Genomic DNA, 14810 nt, shown 5'->3' with positions numbered 1-14810 from the left:
TGGACGACGGCACCCCGGTGCCCTTCGAGGCCGCCGCCTTCGACGCGGGGGGTCTGCGGCTGCTGCGGCCCGGGCAGCGGGTGCGCATCGAGACGGAGGGCGAGGGCCCGTCGCTGCGGATCACGCTGGTGACCCTGCAGACCTTCTGAGCCCCGTCCCGGATCCGCCGCCGGGCTCCGGCCGCGGCAGGACGCACCGCGGGCCGGCTTCCCCGGATGGGGAAGCCGGCCCGGCGTGTGTAACCCGTGCCCTTACTTCTTGCGGGCGGTGGTCTTCTTCGCGGTGGCCTTGCGCGTCGCCGTCTTCTTGGCGGGCGCCTTCGTCGCGGTGGCCTTCTTGGCCGCCGGGGCGGTCTTCTTGGCGGTGGCGGTGGTCTTCTTGGCCGCCGTCGCCGTCTTCTTGGCCGGGGCGGCCTTCTTGGCCGTCGCCGTGCCCGTGGCCTTCTTCGCGGCCGTGGTCTTCGCGGCGGTCTTCTTGACGGTCGGCGCGGCCTTCTTCCCGACGGCCTTCTTCGCCACGGTCTTCTTCGCGGCCGTGGTCTTCGCGGCGGTCTTCTTCGCCGTGGTGGCCTTCTTCGCGGCGGCCTTCTTGACCGTGGCGGATGCGCCGCCGGTCAGGCTGCCCTTCGGGGCCTTCTTCACGGCGACCTCGTCGCCCTTGGGGAGCTTCTTGGTGCCGCTGACCAGGTCCTTGAAGCCCTGACCCGCGCGGAAACGGGGGACGGAGGTCTTCTTGACCCGGACGCGCTCCCCCGTCTGCGGGTTGCGGGCGTAGCGGGCCGGACGGTCGACCTTCTCGAACGAGCCGAAGCCCGTGACCGAGACCCGGTCGCCCGCGACGACCGCGCGGACCATGGCGTCCAGTACCGCGTCGACGGCGTCCGCGGCCTGCTGGCGGCCGCCCAGCTTGTCGGCAATCGCTTCTACGAGCTGCGCCTTGTTCACGTCTTCCCCTTCGGAGACATCGCCAGAACGAATGTGTTCAAGCTTATTTCGCACGTTAGGCGGATATATACCGCAAATCAAACACGAAACGGGCTAATCACCCTAGTGCCGCAACGATGTAGGTCGTTACGGAGTTCCTTCGCATCAGTCGCCTTCAGGGAATCGACCCTCGTCGAGGTCCTTCATCAACCTGTCCAGGCGCCTTGCCGCATCGGCCAGATCGTGCTTCGCCGCGGCAGTGACGACCAACAGCTTCCGGGACAGCGTCATCCTTACGCCCTCCGGGACTTGCAGTGCGCGCACCCTTGCGTGTGCTTCTTTCAACCGGTCCGCGACGAGTTCGTAGAGCTCGAGTTGACTGTCGCGTTCCATGCACAGATTGTGCCATCTGGGGCGAGTTGTCGCCTCACGGGGCCTCAACATACGGCTGTGCCCCCCGCCGGAAGGCGGGGGGCACAGTGTTGCCGATGTGATCACCCAAAGGTGAATAAGCGCTGATCAGGCTGGAATCAGTGGCGAATCGTGCGGGGCTTGAAGGCCGGGCGGCCGCTTTCGTACGCGTCGATGTCGGCTTCGTTCTGAAGGGTGAGCGAGATGTCGTCCAGACCCTCCAGCAGACGCCAGCGGGCGTTGTCGTCGAGTTCGAACTCCGCCTCGACGCCTTCGGCTCGGACCTGGCGGTCGACCAGGTCGACGGTGATCTCGGCGGTGGGGTCGGCCTCGGTCAGCTCCCACAGCCGGTCGACGGTCTCCTGCGGCAGGACGACGGTCAGCAGACCGTTCTTCAGCGAGTTGCCGCGGAAGATGTCGGCGAAGCGGGAGGAGATGACCGTCTTGAAGCCGAAGTTCTGCAGGGCCCAGACGGCGTGTTCGCGCGAGGATCCCGTGCCGAAGTCGGGACCGGCGACCAGGACCGTCGCGCCCGCCCGCTCGGGACGGTTGGTCACGAACTCCGGGTCCTTGCGCCAGGCCTCGAACAGCCCGTCCTCGAACCCGTCACGGGTGATCTTCTTCAGCCAGTGGGCGGGGATGATCTGGTCGGTGTCGACGTTGCTGCGGCGCAGCGGAACGGCCCGGCCGGTGTGGGTGGTGAAGGCTTCCATGGTTCAGACTCCGGCGGTGACGGGGGCGTCGGACAGGTCGGCGGGAGAGGCCAGATGGCCCAGTACCGCGGTGGCGGCGGCCACCTGGGGGGAGACCAGGTGGGTGCGTCCGCCCTTGCCCTGCCGGCCCTCGAAGTTGCGGTTGGAGGTGGACGCGGAACGCTCGCCGGGTGCCAGTTGGTCGGGGTTCATGCCCAGGCACATCGAACAGCCCGCGTGCCGCCATTCGGCGCCGGCCTCCTTGAAGACCTTGTCCAGGCCCTCCTCCACGGCCTGCAGGGCGACCCGCACCGAGCCCGGGACGACCAGCATCCGTACGCCGTCGGCGACTTTGCGGCCCTCGATGATCCCGGCGACGGCGCGCAGGTCCTCGATGCGGCCGTTGGTGCAGGAACCTACGAAGACGGTGTCGACCTTGATCTCGCGCAGCGGCTGTCCGGCCGTCAACCCCATGTACTCCAGGGCCTTTTCGGCGGCGAGGCGCTCCGAAGCGTCCTCGTACGAAGCCGGGTCGGGGACGTTGGCCGACAGCGGCGCGCCCTGGCCCGGGTTGGTGCCCCAGGTGACGAACGGCGACAGCGAGGCCCCGTCGATGACGACCTCGGCGTCGAATACCGCGTCCTCGTCGGTGCGCAGCGTCTTCCAGTAGGCGACCGCCGCGTCCCAGTCCTCGCCCGTCGGGGCGTGGTCGCGGCCCTCCAGGTAGTCGAAGGTGGTCTGGTCGGGGGCGATCATGCCCGCGCGGGCGCCGGCCTCGATCGACATGTTGCAGATGGTCATCCGGGCTTCCATCGAGAGCTTCTCGATGGCCTCGCCGCGGTACTCCAGGATGTAGCCCTGGCCGCCGCCGGTGCCGATCTTGGCGATGATCGCCAGGATCAGGTCCTTGGCGGTGACGCCCTCGGGCAGCTCGCCGGTGACGGTGATCGCCATCGTCTTGGGGCGGGCCAGCGGCAGGGTCTGGGTGGCCAGCACGTGCTCGACCTGGCTGGTGCCGATGCCGAAGGCCAGCGCGCCGAACGCGCCGTGCGTGGAGGTGTGCGAGTCGCCGCAGACCACGGTCGTGCCCGGCTGGGTCAGGCCCAGCTGCGGGCCCACGACGTGGACGACGCCCTGCTCGACGTCACCCAGGGAGTGGAGGCGGACACCGAACTCGGCGCAGTTCTTGCGCAGCGTCTCCAGCTGGGCCCGGGAGACCGGGTCCGCGATCGGCTTGTCGATGTCGATGGTGGGGGTGTTGTGGTCCTCGGTGGCGATGGTGAGGTCCAGACGGCGGACCTTGCGGCCGGCCTGGCGCAGACCGTCGAAAGCCTGCGGGCTGGTCACCTCGTGCAGCAGGTGGAGATCAATGAAGAGGAGATCGGGCTCGCCCTCGGCGCGCCGGACGACGTGGTCGTCCCAGACCTTCTCCGCGAGTGTCCTACCCATCGCTTTCCCTCCGGCCGGCCGGTTGTGCCGGCGCTTCTTTAGAGATCTGGTGCGCCTGATCGCCCGCTACCCCACCCGCGGAACGACGGCTCGGACCCAGTGGTTCGTGGACCCGCACATACAGACTCGCTCGTTCTTGGAAAATTTGAACTTGCGTTTCACAGTGTGAGACGTGAATATCGTTTCATGGACAACTCTAGCGGCGTCGGCGTTCTCGACAAGGCAGCTCTGGTACTGAGCGCACTGGAGTCCGGTCCGGCCACCCTCGCCGGGCTGGTCGCGGCGACAGGGCTCGCACGACCCACGGCACATCGCCTGGCCGTGGCACTGGAACACCACCGGATGGTGGCGAGGGACATGCAGGGCCGGTTCATCCTCGGTCCGCGGCTGGCAGAGCTTGCCGCCGCGGCCGGCGAGGACCGCCTGCTGGCAACGGCCGGACCGGTGCTCACGCACCTCCGTGACGTGACGGGCGAGAGCGCGCAGCTCTACCGTCGTCAGGGCGACATGCGCATCTGCGTGGCGGCCGCCGAGCGGCTGTCGGGCCTGCGGGACACCGTCCCGGTGGGCTCCACCCTCCCGATGAAGGCGGGGTCGGCGGCGCAGATCCTGATGGCCTGGGAGGAGCCCGAGCGGCTCCACCGAGGTCTGCAGGGCGCGCGCTTCACGGCCACGGCCCTGTCCGGCGTACGGCGCCGCGGCTGGGCGCAGTCGATCGGCGAGCGGGAGCCCGGCGTGGCGTCCGTCTCGGCGCCCGTACGCGGCCCCTCGAACCGGGTGGTGGCCTCCGTGTCGGTCTCCGGGCCGATCGAGCGCCTGACCCGCCACCCGGGGCGCATGCACGCCCAGGCCGTCATAGACGCGGCCGCCCGTCTCACGGAGGCCCTGCGCCGCTCCGGCTGAGCCGCCGCGGCCGTAGACCTCCACCACTCCAACCCCTGGGCCCGGGGGCGCGTACGACGCCGCACACGTCCGAACTCGCGCCTCCGGGCCCGCACTTGCGTCCGGCACCCGTCGGCCCTCCGGGGCTCCGGAAACACGGAAGAGGCCCTCCGCGATGATCGCGGAGGGCCTCTCCTCTTGTACCCCCGACCGGATTCGAACCGGCGCTACCGCCTTGAGAGGGCGGCGTGCTAGGCCGCTACACAACGGGGGCTAGCTTTACTGCGGTACTGCGCTGGGCTACCAGGACTCGAACCTAGAATAAGGGAACCAGAAACCCTCGTGTTGCCAATTACACTATAGCCCAATGGTCTAGACCTGCCAGACCTTGGTACCCCCGACCGGATTCGAACCGGCGCTACCGCCTTGAGAGGGCGGCGTGCTAGGCCGCTACACAACGGGGGCCCTAGCGATCCTGCATCAAGATCTCCGGGAGCGACCCTGGAGATCCCGCGGGAAGGATCTGTACCCCCGACCGGATTCGAACCGGCGCTACCGCCTTGAGAGGGCGGCGTGCTAGGCCGCTACACAACGGGGGCAAAGCACTGCGTTACTGCTGCACTGCGCTGGGCTACCAGGACTCGAACCTAGAATAAGGGAACCAGAAACCCTCGTGTTGCCAATTACACTATAGCCCACCGAACTTCAAGACCCTGAGGGCCTTTCGTTTGGTAAGCGCCTCCGTGTCCGGCCTTTCGGCCCGCCCGGGCGGCGCAGAAAGAACATTACCGGATGCCTGACCGTGCTCCAAAACGGGTATCCGCAGCCAGGAGCTCGGGCAGCCGGTCAAGTCCCTCGATCCGGTGCACACCGGCGGGGCCGGACCCCCGGCCCCCCTCCCGGTCGAGCCAGAAGGCCGTCAGCCCGGCGTCCCGCGCGCCCCGCGCGTCGATCTCCGGCTGGTCCCCCACGTAGGCGACCTGGCCCGGAGGCAGCCCCAGCGCCTCGCAGGCGGCCAGGAAGGCGGCGGCGTCGGGCTTGCTCACACCCAGCTCGGCGGCGCAGACCAGCACCTCGAAGCGGTCGCGCAGCCCGAGGTGGCGCAGCTTGGGGTCCTGGTTGGCGGCGGAGGAGTTCGTGAGCACCCCGTGCCGGTGGCTAACGGCGAGGGCGTCCAGGACGGGCAGGACGTCCGGGAAGAGGACCCAGGCGGCCTTGTAGTGCTCGACGTAGCTGTCGAACCAGGCGTCGGCCCGCGCCGCCGTCAGGGCGGGCTCCCCGAGGAAGTCCCGGACCCTGTCCTGCCGCTGGCCCTGGAAGGTGACCTCGCCCGCGGCGAAACGCGCCCAGTGGAGCTCCGTGAGCCTGCGCCAGAGCGCGAGGGCCTCCGGAGGGGATCCGTACCGCTCCGCGAGCCCCTCGGCGCGCAGGTGGGCGGCCAGACCGGCCGAGTCGGCTCCCGTGTAGTCGAAGAGGGTGTCGTCGATGTCCCACAGCACGGCGCGGATCGGCATGCGGCCGAGCCTACGCCGCGTCGTCCCCGGGCGCGGGCACGACGAAGAAGTCCGTCACGAAGCAGGTGATCGCGCCGTCCGCGTCCCGTCCGGTCCAGGTCGGGTAGTGGCCGTCGCCCCAGCCGGAGCCGAAGGCCACCAGGCCGTGACCGTGCTCACCGGTGACCAGATGCGGGCCGGGGCCGTGGCCGTCCTCCTCGAAGGCGTCCCAGAGCGGGCCCTCGTCGCCCTCGCACTCCGGGAAGGAGTCGTCGGCGGCCGGGTCATAGAAGCAGCCGGTGCCCGCGTCCACCCCGTAGCCGAAGTACGCGTCGCCCTCGAGCCGGGACGGGTCCTGGCCCTCGGTGACGGCCATCTCCCAGGTCACCGTCGCCGTGTCCCGGATCACCAGCCGGGCGGCCGCCGTGCGCAGGTGCGGGCGGCCGCCGGGGTCCGCGCCGGGGGCGGTGAGGGTGGCCACCGCCGTTTCGGCCCGGTAGCGGCCGGGGGCCACCTCCGCGGTGAAGGGCGCCGCCCATCCCCCGCCCAGGCTGGTGAAGGGGTCGCAGGCGGTCACCCGGCCGCTGGGGAGCCACAGGTCGCCGGCGACGGCCACGGCGAGGGTGCCGCGCTCGCCGCCCGCGAGGACGAAGGAGTGGCCCGGCGTGAAGTACCGGTCGAAGTCGGGGGCGGTGAGGGGCACGGGACGGCCTTCCGTGGAGCGCGTGATCGGCTGCACGCAGCCTAGGGGCCCCCTCCGACGACGCCGTTGGGGGCGCCAGCCGTGTCGGCTGCCGCCCCCACGGGGTGGTGCGGGTCAGGCGGAGAGCTTCGCCAGGGCCGCGTCGATGCGGGCCAGCGAGCGCTCCTTGCCGAGGATCTCCAGGGACTCGAAGAGCGGCAGGCCGACGGTGCGGCCGGTGACGGCCACGCGGACGGGGGCCTGGGCCTTGCCGAGCTTGAGGCCGTGGGCCTCGCCGGCCGTCAGGACGGCCTGCTTGAGGGACTCCGGGTCCGACCAGTCGGCGGCGGAGAGGTTCTCCCGCGCCGTGGTCAGCAGGGCCGCCGGGTCGCCCTTCATGGCCTTGTCCCAGGACGCCTGGTCCTCGACGGGCTCCTTCAGGAAGAGGAAGTCCACGTTCGCGGTGATGTCCGAGAGGACGGTCACCCGGGTCTGGGCGTGGGGCGCGATCCGGGCCCAGGCGTCGGCGTCGAAGTCCTCGGGCGCCCAGTTGGCGTGCGGGGCGCGCAGCCACGGGGCGCAGGCGTCCGCGAAGGCCTTCGGGTCCATCCGGCGGATGTGGTCGGCGTTGATCGCCTCGCACTTCTTGAGGTCGAAGCGCGCCGGGTTGGCGTTCACGCCGTCGATGTCGAACTTCGCCACCATCTCCTCGATCGAGAAGATGTCCTGGTCCTTGGAGAAGGACCAGCCGAGGAGCGAGAGGTAGTTCAGCAGGCCCTCGGGCAGGAAGCCGCGCTCGCGGTAGAGGTTGAGCGAGGACTCGGGGTCGCGCTTGGAGAGCTTCTTGTTGCCCTCCCCCATCACGTACGGCAGGTGCCCGAACTGCGGGACGCCGGTGGCGATGCCGAGCTCCATCAGCGCCTTGTAGAGGGCGATCTGGCGCGGGGTGGAGGACAGCAGGTCCTCGCCGCGCAGGACGTGCGTGATCTCCATCAGCGCGTCGTCGACCGGGTTGACCAGCGTGTACAGCGGGGCGCCGTTCGCGCGGACGATGCCGAAGTCCGGCACGTTCTCCGGGGTGAAGGAGAGCTCGCCGCGGACCAGGTCCGTGAAGGTGATGGTCTCGTCGGGCATCCGGAAGCGCACGATCGAGGTGCGGCCCTCGGCCTCGTACGCGGCCACCCGCTCGGCGCTCAGGTCGCGGCAGTGGCCGTCGTAACCGGAGGGCTTGCCGGCCGCGCGGGCGGCGTCGCGGCGCGCGTCGAGCTCCTCGGTGGTGCAGTAGCAGTGGTAGGCGTAGCCGCCGTCCTGGAGGCGCTGGGCGACGTCCCGGTAGATGTCCATGCGCTGGGACTGGCGGTACGGGGCGTGCGGGCCGCCGACCTCGGGGCCCTCGTCCCAGGTGAAGCCGAGCCAGCGCAGCGAGTCGAGCAGCTGCTCGTACGACTCCTCGGAGTCGCGGGCCGCGTCGGTGTCCTCGATGCGGAAGACGAACGTACCGCCGTGGTGGCGGGCGAACGCCCAGTTGAAGAGGGCGGTCCGGACCAGGCCCACGTGGGGGTTGCCGGTCGGGGAGGGACAGAAACGTACGCGGACGTTCGCGTTAGCCACGCTTGATCACCTTGTTGGTGAGAGTGCCGATGCCTTCGATGGTGACGGCGACCTCGTCGCCGACGTTGAGGGGGCCGACTCCGGCCGGGGTCCCCGTGAGGATGACGTCGCCCGGGAGCAGCGTCATGGCCTCGCTGATGTGCACGATCAGGTCCTCCACGGAGCGGATCATGTCGCTGGTGCTGCCGAGCTGGCGCTGCTCGCCGTTGACCGTGCACTGGACGGCCAGGCCCGCGGAGACCGCCGCCGGGTCGAGGCCGGTCTCGATCCAGGGGCCGAGGGGGCAGGCGCTGTCGAAGCCCTTGGCCCGGGCCCACTGCTTCTCCCGCTGCTGGACGTCGCGGGCGGTGACGTCGTTGGCGCAGGTGTAGCCGAGGATCACGTCCTTGACGCGCTCCTTCGGCACCTCGCGGCACATGCGGCCGATGACCACGGCGAGCTCCGCCTCGTGGTGCACCTCCTGGGAGAAGGAGGGGTACACGATGGGGTCGCCCGGCCCGACCACGGAGGTGGAGGGCTTGAAGAAGGTGACGGGGGCCTCGGGACGGCCCTGGTCGTCGAAGACGGAGTTGCCGAGCTCCGCCGCGTGCTCCGCGTAGTTGCGGCCGATGGCCACGACCTTGTTCGGGAGCACGGGCGGCAGCAGCCGGACCTTGCTCAGCGGGACCTTCGTGCCGGAGAGCTCGAAGTCCGCGAACGGAATGCCCTTGATGATGTCGAGGACGAGCTCACCCTCGGCGCCGGGGGCAGTGCTGCCCTCGACCGCGCCGAACGCGACATTGCCGTCGATGGAGAACCTGGCGATGCGCACGTGTTGCGTCTGCCCCTCTGTATGTCCGCTGGCTGGAGTCTGCGGACCCCAGGCTAACGCGGTGGGCGGCGACGCTCCGCGCTCCTTTACGCAGCCACTACTGCGGAGGGACTACTGTGCCGCGGCGGCCGGCGCGTCCATGAGGACGGTGCGGCGGGGGTTCGCGGTCTGGGTCGGCAGCTCGACGGAGTGCTCCGGGGTGGCCGGCGCCGCCTGCAGCTCCTCGGCGTCCTTCAGGTGCGCGAGCGTGGTGCGGCGGGGGTTGGCTATGTTGCGGAACATCTGCGTCGTCTTCATCGGAGTTTCGGGCCCTCGGGTCGCTTCGTGGGATGAGGGTTGTCGGATGCGCCGGATGTGGCGCCAACCCTTTAACAGGCAAGGCTAAACATCCGAATCCCCGACTCAACCGGTAAGTAATGGCCACACTCGTGTGAGTTTGCTCACCAGCGAGCGGGCAATACGGGCATAACAGGCGGTCAATTGCGCCCGCCGAAACGGACATTGCGCCACTGAATGCGCCATTCCGCTCCTGATCATCTCGACTGGGACACCTTGCCGGACAGCAGCTTTGGTTGACGTAAGTCCGTTTCCTCCCCATAGTGCCTCCACATCGAGTAGCCCATCCGTCACAAGCCGTGACCGGCTCGCCGGGGCGACACGCGCACCTTGTTGGAGATCCCCCACTGTGCTGGAATTCGCGGGACCGCCGCGGGTATCAGCCGGCGCGCAGGTGGCGCAAGAGAGCGCCGCGCGCGGCGGCAACGGAGAGGGAGACGCGCCGGTCACCGACGACCACCACGGGGCCGTCAGTGCCCCACGACTCGACACCGTTCCGCCGCTCACCCGGCGGGGCGCCTGGTCCAGAGGTTGCGACGCTAGTGCAGGGACGATTCAAGAGGGATGGCAGCGCTGCGGCGGAGCAGGAGCCGCGCGGCGGGATTGACCGTGGCTCCTCGCCCCAGCACGCCCAGAACCGCGGGCCGGCTGCCGAAGGAGCGGGACCCGACACCTCCTCGGTGAAGGCAAAGGGCCGCGGCAGGTCCGGCAAGGCCCCGAAGCCCGGCAAGCCCGGCAAGGCCGTCAAGCCGGGCAGGACCAAGGGCAAGGCCGAGTCGCCCGAGACCGAAGAGGCGATACCGAAGGCCCCCACCGGGCCCGGTTCCCGTCTGGCCATGCAGAACTGGCGCATCAGCACGCGACTCGTGTCGCTGCTGACCCTGCCCGTCGTCGCCGCCACCACGCTCGGTGGTTTCCGTATCAACGACTCGCTCGAGGACATCCAGCAGCTCGAGCACATGCAGCTGCTGACGACGATGACCCGCCAGGCGACCAGCCTCGCCGCCATGCTCCAGGAGGAGCGCGACAAGTCGGCCGGTCCGATGTCGCTCGTCAAGGACGGCAAGGCCAACAGCCTCGTCGAGGGCGTCCGCGACCAGACCGACGCCGCCGCCAAGGCCTTCGCCGCCGCGACCGACAAGGTCGACAACGCGGAGGACAAGGACGAGACCCTCAAGTCGATCCGCAACAACATCCTCCAGATCGGCCGCCAGCTCACCGGCATCGAGGACATCCGCAAGAAGGCGTACCAGAACGGCGCCCAGCAGACCGTCACCGAGTACAACGCGCTGATCGTCTCGCTGCTCTCGCTCTCGCAGGACATGGCCCAGGCCACCTCCAACCCCGAGATGATCAAGCGCACCCGCGCCCTGGCGGCGTTCTCGTCCGCCAAGGAGTACGCCTCCATCCAGCGCGCCATCATCGCCGCCTCGCTTCCCGAGAGCGGCGACAAGCAGGGCAAGCTGGAGGAGAACGACCGCCTCTACGCCCTCTCCGCGCTGCGCGGTGAGAGCCAGGCGAAAAAGACCTTCGAACTCGTCTACCAGGGCAAGCCCGAGGAACTCCTCAGCGCGCTCGGCGACGGCAACTCCGAGATCGGCAGCGCCGACCACTACGCCCGCCGCGTGCTGAGCACCCAGGGACAGTTCGTCAAGGAGAAGAACCGCTCCTGGATGGACTGGTACGACGCCGACGACACCAAGATCCGCGCGATGCAGACGATCGAGCTGTCGCTGCTCGAGGACATGGAGCAGAAGGCCCGCGAGCTCAAGAGCGAGTCGCAGCAGGACGCCATCGTCAACGGTGCCCTGATCCTCCTCGTCCTCGGTGTCTCCCTCATCGGCGCCTTCGTCATGGCCCGGTCCATGATCCGCTCGCTGCGCCGCCTCCAGGACACCGCGACGCGCGTCGCCCAGGACCGTCTGCCCGAGCTCGTCAAGCAGCTCTCCGAGACGGACCCGCACGAGGTGGACACCTCCGTGGAGTCCGTCGGCCTGCACACCCGCGACGAGATCGGCCAGGTGGCCGCGGCCTTCGACGACGTGCACCGCGAGGCCGTCCGCCTCGCCGCCGAGCAGGCCCTCCTCCGGGGCAACGTCAACGCGATGTTCACCAACCTCTCGCGCCGCTCCCAGGGCCTCATCCAGCGTCAGCTCTCGCTCATCTCCGAACTGGAGTCGCGCGAGGCCGACCCGGACCAGCTCTCCTCGCTCTTCAAGCTCGACCACCTCGCGACCCGCATGCGCCGTAACGGCGAAAACCTCCTCGTCCTCGCGGGCGAGGAGCCGGGCCGCCGGTGGACCCGCCCCGTCCCGCTCGTCGACGTGCTCCGCGCCGCGGCGTCCGAGGTGGAGCAGTACGAACGCATCGAGCTGGCGGCGGTGCCCGGCACCGATGTCGCCGGCCGCGTCGTCAACGACCTCGTGCACCTCCTCGCGGAGCTGCTGGAGAACGCCACCTCGTTCTCCTCCCCGCAGACCAAGGTCAAGGTCACCGGTCACGCGCTGCCCGACGGCCGCGTGCTCGTCGAGATCCACGACACCGGCATCGGCCTCTCCCCCGAGGACCTCGCCGCGATCAACGAGCGGCTCGCGTCGCCGCCCACCGTGGACGTCTCGGTGTCCCGCCGGATGGGTCTGTTCGTGGTCGGCCGCCTGTCCCTGCGACACGGCATCCGCATCCAGCTGCGCCCCTCCGACTCGGGCGGTACGACGGCCCTCGTCATGCTCCCGGTGGACGTCGCCCAGGGCGGCAAGAAGCCGGGCCCGATGCCGGGTGCCGGCGGCGGCCAGGGCGGTACCGGCGGCGCTCCGGGTGCTCCCGGCGGCCAGCAGCCCTCCGTGCCCGGCGCGGGCGCACGTCCCACCGTGGGCGCCGGCCAGCAGCGCGGCCAGGTCTCCGGCGGCGGCCAGCGCGCCGCCCTGCCGGGGCGCGACGGCGCGCCCGGCTCCCAGCAGCAGGGCCCGCAGGGCCAGGGTCCGCGTCCGCAGGGCGGTCCCTCCGCCCCGACGGGCCAGTCACAGGGCCAGGGCGCCTTCGGCGGCGGCGCGCCGCTGCCGGCCCGCGGTCAGAGCGGCGCTCCGCAGGCGCGGCCGGCCGGCGGTCCCGGCGGCTTCGCGCAGCAGGGCGGTCCGCAGGGCGGTCCCGGCGGGCTCCCGCAGCAGGGCGGTCCGCAGGGCGGCTTCCCGCAGCAGGGCGGTCCCGGCGGGTTCCCGCAGCAGGGCAACGGCTTCGAGCGGCCGCAGCCGCCGCAGGGCCAGGCGCAGCAGCACCAGCAGCCCCAGCCCCCGCAGGGCCGGACGCCCCAGCAGCAGCCCGGTGCCCCCGTCAAGCGCAGGCGGCCGCAGCTGCCGGCGCGCGACGGCGCCGCGCGTCCGGAGCTCCCGGGCGCGGGCGGCCCGGCCGCCGGGGTCCCGCAGGGCACCAGCTGGGGCGCCGCGGCCCAGGGCGGCCAGGAGGTCCCGCGCGGGCACGACGAGCTGTCGGGCCCCGGCTCCACGGCGGAGTTCGCCCGCCCCGACTTCAACGCCCCGCCCCCGCAGGCCGCCGGCGGCCCCGGCAACGGCACCACCGGCCAGTTCGAGCGCCCGCAGCCCGCGGGCCCGCTGGACCCGGCCTCCACCGGCCAGTTCGCCCGCCCGGGCGGCCCCGGTGTCGGCGGCTACGGGGAGCAGCAGCAGGGCCGGCAGCCCGGCGGTTACACCCCCGCGCCGGCCCCGCGCGCCGAGGCCCCGCGCCTCCCGCAGGCGTACCAGCCGGAGGCGCTGCCGCCGGCTCCGGCGCAGAACGGCCCCGAGTCCCGCAGCCCGATCTTCGAGTCGCTGGAGTCGAACTGGTCCCACCAGGGCGGACGGCAGTCCGCCGGGCAGGGTCCGGCCGTACCCCAGCAGCCGCACCAGTCGCAGCAGGCGGCACCGGTCGCACCGGCCCCGCAGCGGCGCGGCCAGGAGTCCGCGGCCGAGCCGGCCGCGGCGGTCACCGGCAGCAGCCCGACGGTCAGCTGGAAGTCGTCCCCGAACGACGAGCTGATGCGGCAGGCCGAGCGCGTGCGCCAGCCCGCGGCCGGCGGGATCACCACCTCGGGTCTGCCCCGCCGGGTGCCGCGTGCGAACCTCGTAGCGGGTACCGCCCAGCAGCAGGCCGACACCCAGGCCGGCCCGCAGGTCTCGCGTGCACCGGACGACGTCCGCGGCCGTCTCACCAACCTCCGTCGCGGTATCCAGCAGGGTCGCCAGGCCGGCACCACCGGCCCCGCGACCGGGAGCTACCACATCGACCCCACTTACCAGCAGGAGCGATAGTTGAGTTCGATGAGCCAGGCGGCGCAGAACCTTAACTGGTTGATCACCAACTTCGTGGACAACACCCCCGGGGTGTCCCACACCGTGGTGGTCTCCGCCGACGGACTCCTTCTGGCCATGTCCGAAGGTTTCCCCCGTGACCGCGCCGATCAGCTGGCGGCCGTGGCCTCCGGCCTGACCTCGCTGACCGCCGGTGCCTCCCGGATCTTCGAGGGCGGCGCCGTCAACCAGACCGTTGTGGAGATGGACCGCGGGTTCCTCTTCCTGATGTCCGTCTCCGACGGATCCTCGCTGGCCGTGCTCGCGCACCCCGAGTGCGACATCGGCCTCGTCGGCTACGAGATGGCCCTCCTCGTGGACCGCGCCGGCAACGTCCTCACCCCGGACCTGCGCGCGGAGCTCCAGGGAAGCCTGCTCATCTGACACCCCCTCCCCGGCCGGACGGTACTTCCGGCCGGGGAACCGGGTCCGCACACCCGGAATCCAGTACCCCCCGACAGGCCGTCATGTCCCCCCACCGGCCGCCCTGTCAGACGGCACGCTGACCACTGCTGTCCAGCCCGGAGGATCAATGACCCCGCCCCCCGCCTACCCCGACGCGTACGGAGATTCGTACTCGGAAGGCGACCAGCCGCTCGTCCGCCCGTACGCGATGACCGGCGGCCGGACCCGTCCGCGCTACCAGCTCGCCATCGAGGCGCTGGTCAGCACGACGGCCGACCCGATGCACCTGTCCGGCCTGCTGCCGGAGCACCAGCGCATCTGCACCCTGTGCCGCGAGGTGAAGTCGGTCGCGGAGGTCTCCGCGCTGCTCTCGATGCCGCTGGGCGTCGCCCGCATCCTCGTCGCCGACCTGGCGGAAGCCGGCATGGTGGCCATCCACCAGCCGGGCAATGGAGAGGCCGGCGGAACGCCGGATGTAACGCTGCTCGAGAGGGTTCTCAGTGGACTTCGCAAGCTCTGACGGCGGAGCGGCTCCGCGCTCCACCACCTCCGCGAAGATCGTGGTGGCGGGCGGCTTCGGCGTGGGCAAGACCACGTTCGTCGGCGCGGTCTCCGAGATCAATCCGCTCAGGACCGAGGCCGTCATGACGTCCGCGAGCGCGGGCATCGACGACCTCACGCACACCGGTGACAAGACGACCACCACGGTCGCCATGGACTTCGGCCGCATCACCCTGGACCAGGACCTGATCCTGTACCTCTTCGGTACCCCCGG

The 14810-nt window shown here is 70.8% G+C and carries 14 protein-coding genes and 5 tRNA genes; 5 read left to right on the top strand and 14 right to left on the bottom strand.

What is annotated here, in order from left to right; translation table 11 throughout:
- Window positions 1–251: 251 nt before the first annotated feature.
- The 4 genes from ACZ51S_RS27830 to leuC form a co-directional block, all read right to left on the bottom strand.
- Entirely contained in the window at window positions 252–944 is a 693-nt protein-coding gene (locus tag ACZ51S_RS27830; RefSeq protein WP_468478173.1) for an HU family DNA-binding protein, read from the bottom strand.
- 144 nt (window positions 945–1088) lie between these two features.
- Window positions 1089–1316 carry an SCO5555 family protein gene (locus ACZ51S_RS27825; RefSeq protein ID WP_007266785.1) on the bottom strand — a complete coding sequence of 76 codons (228 nt, stop codon included), beginning with the start codon at window positions 1314–1316 and terminating at the stop codon, window positions 1089–1091.
- Between the two features lie 137 nt (window positions 1317–1453).
- Window positions 1454–2047, bottom strand: a complete 594-nt coding sequence (gene leuD, locus ACZ51S_RS27820; protein ID WP_467891192.1) for a 3-isopropylmalate dehydratase small subunit — start codon at window positions 2045–2047, stop codon at window positions 1454–1456.
- A 3-nt stretch (window positions 2048–2050) separates the two neighbouring features.
- Window positions 2051–3475, bottom strand: coding sequence for a 3-isopropylmalate dehydratase large subunit (gene leuC, locus ACZ51S_RS27815; protein ID WP_388942134.1), 1425 nt, complete (start codon window positions 3473–3475; stop codon window positions 2051–2053).
- A gap of 186 nt (window positions 3476–3661) precedes the next feature.
- Between leuC and ndgR the strand changes: the two genes are divergently transcribed.
- Window positions 3662–4378 carry an IclR family transcriptional regulator NdgR gene (gene ndgR / locus ACZ51S_RS27810; RefSeq protein WP_007266782.1) on the top strand — a complete coding sequence of 239 codons (717 nt, stop codon included), beginning with the start codon at window positions 3662–3664 and terminating at the stop codon, window positions 4376–4378.
- Window positions 4379–4558: 180 nt separating this feature from the next.
- Here the strand turns inward: ndgR and ACZ51S_RS27805 are convergent.
- The 10 genes from ACZ51S_RS27805 to ACZ51S_RS27760 form a co-directional block, all read right to left on the bottom strand.
- A tRNA-Glu gene (locus tag ACZ51S_RS27805) sits at window positions 4559–4631 on the bottom strand.
- A 21-nt stretch (window positions 4632–4652) separates the two neighbouring features.
- Window positions 4653–4724, bottom strand: a tRNA-Gln gene (locus ACZ51S_RS27800).
- Between the two features lie 22 nt (window positions 4725–4746).
- A tRNA-Glu gene (locus ACZ51S_RS27795) sits at window positions 4747–4822 on the bottom strand.
- 61 nt (window positions 4823–4883) lie between these two features.
- A tRNA-Glu gene (locus tag ACZ51S_RS27790) sits at window positions 4884–4956 on the bottom strand.
- Between the two features lie 27 nt (window positions 4957–4983).
- Window positions 4984–5055: transfer RNA gene (locus tag ACZ51S_RS27785), tRNA-Gln, on the bottom strand.
- 87 nt (window positions 5056–5142) lie between these two features.
- A complete protein-coding gene (locus tag ACZ51S_RS27780; RefSeq protein WP_468962329.1) occupies window positions 5143–5871 on the bottom strand; it encodes an HAD family hydrolase in 729 nt (242 codons plus the stop codon).
- Window positions 5872–5881: 10 nt separating this feature from the next.
- Window positions 5882–6553, bottom strand: a complete 672-nt coding sequence (locus ACZ51S_RS27775; RefSeq protein ID WP_468478208.1) for a DUF4241 domain-containing protein — start codon at window positions 6551–6553, stop codon at window positions 5882–5884.
- Window positions 6554–6667: 114 nt separating this feature from the next.
- Window positions 6668–8143 (bottom strand): glutamate--tRNA ligase, encoded by a 1476-nt coding sequence (gltX, locus tag ACZ51S_RS27770; protein WP_468478171.1) that lies wholly within the window; start codon window positions 8141–8143, stop codon window positions 6668–6670.
- Window positions 8136–8954: a fumarylacetoacetate hydrolase family protein gene (locus ACZ51S_RS27765; protein ID WP_468478170.1), complete on the bottom strand. Its 819-nt coding sequence runs from the start codon at window positions 8952–8954 to the stop codon at window positions 8136–8138. Before ACZ51S_RS27765 ends, gltX begins: the two co-directional genes overlap by 8 nt.
- Before the next feature lie 111 nt (window positions 8955–9065).
- The gene (locus tag ACZ51S_RS27760; protein WP_388942148.1) at window positions 9066–9251 is read right to left on the bottom strand and encodes a hypothetical protein; all 186 of its coding nucleotides are present in this window, start codon (window positions 9249–9251) and stop codon (window positions 9066–9068) included.
- Between the two features lie 581 nt (window positions 9252–9832).
- On the opposite strand from ACZ51S_RS27760, the gene ACZ51S_RS27755 reads away from it, so the two are divergent.
- The 4 genes from ACZ51S_RS27755 to ACZ51S_RS27740 all read left to right on the top strand — a co-directional run.
- Window positions 9833–13591: a sensor histidine kinase gene (locus ACZ51S_RS27755; RefSeq protein ID WP_468478169.1), complete on the top strand. Its 3759-nt coding sequence runs from the start codon at window positions 9833–9835 to the stop codon at window positions 13589–13591.
- 9 nt (window positions 13592–13600) lie between these two features.
- Entirely contained in the window at window positions 13601–14014 is a 414-nt protein-coding gene (locus ACZ51S_RS27750) for a roadblock/LC7 domain-containing protein (RefSeq protein ID WP_007266776.1), read from the top strand.
- A 148-nt stretch (window positions 14015–14162) separates the two neighbouring features.
- Window positions 14163–14555 (top strand): DUF742 domain-containing protein, encoded by a 393-nt coding sequence (locus ACZ51S_RS27745; protein ID WP_007266775.1) that lies wholly within the window; start codon window positions 14163–14165, stop codon window positions 14553–14555.
- On the top strand, window positions 14536–14810 hold a 275-nt coding region (locus ACZ51S_RS27740; protein ID WP_468887326.1), incomplete at its 3' end, for an ATP/GTP-binding protein. The genes ACZ51S_RS27745 and ACZ51S_RS27740, both read left to right, overlap by 20 nt.

Source organism: Streptomyces sp. NPDC034043 (genome assembly GCF_055575675.1).
The sequence above is the reverse complement of the archived record's forward strand: the minus strand, read 5'-3'. Positions and strand labels throughout refer to the sequence as shown.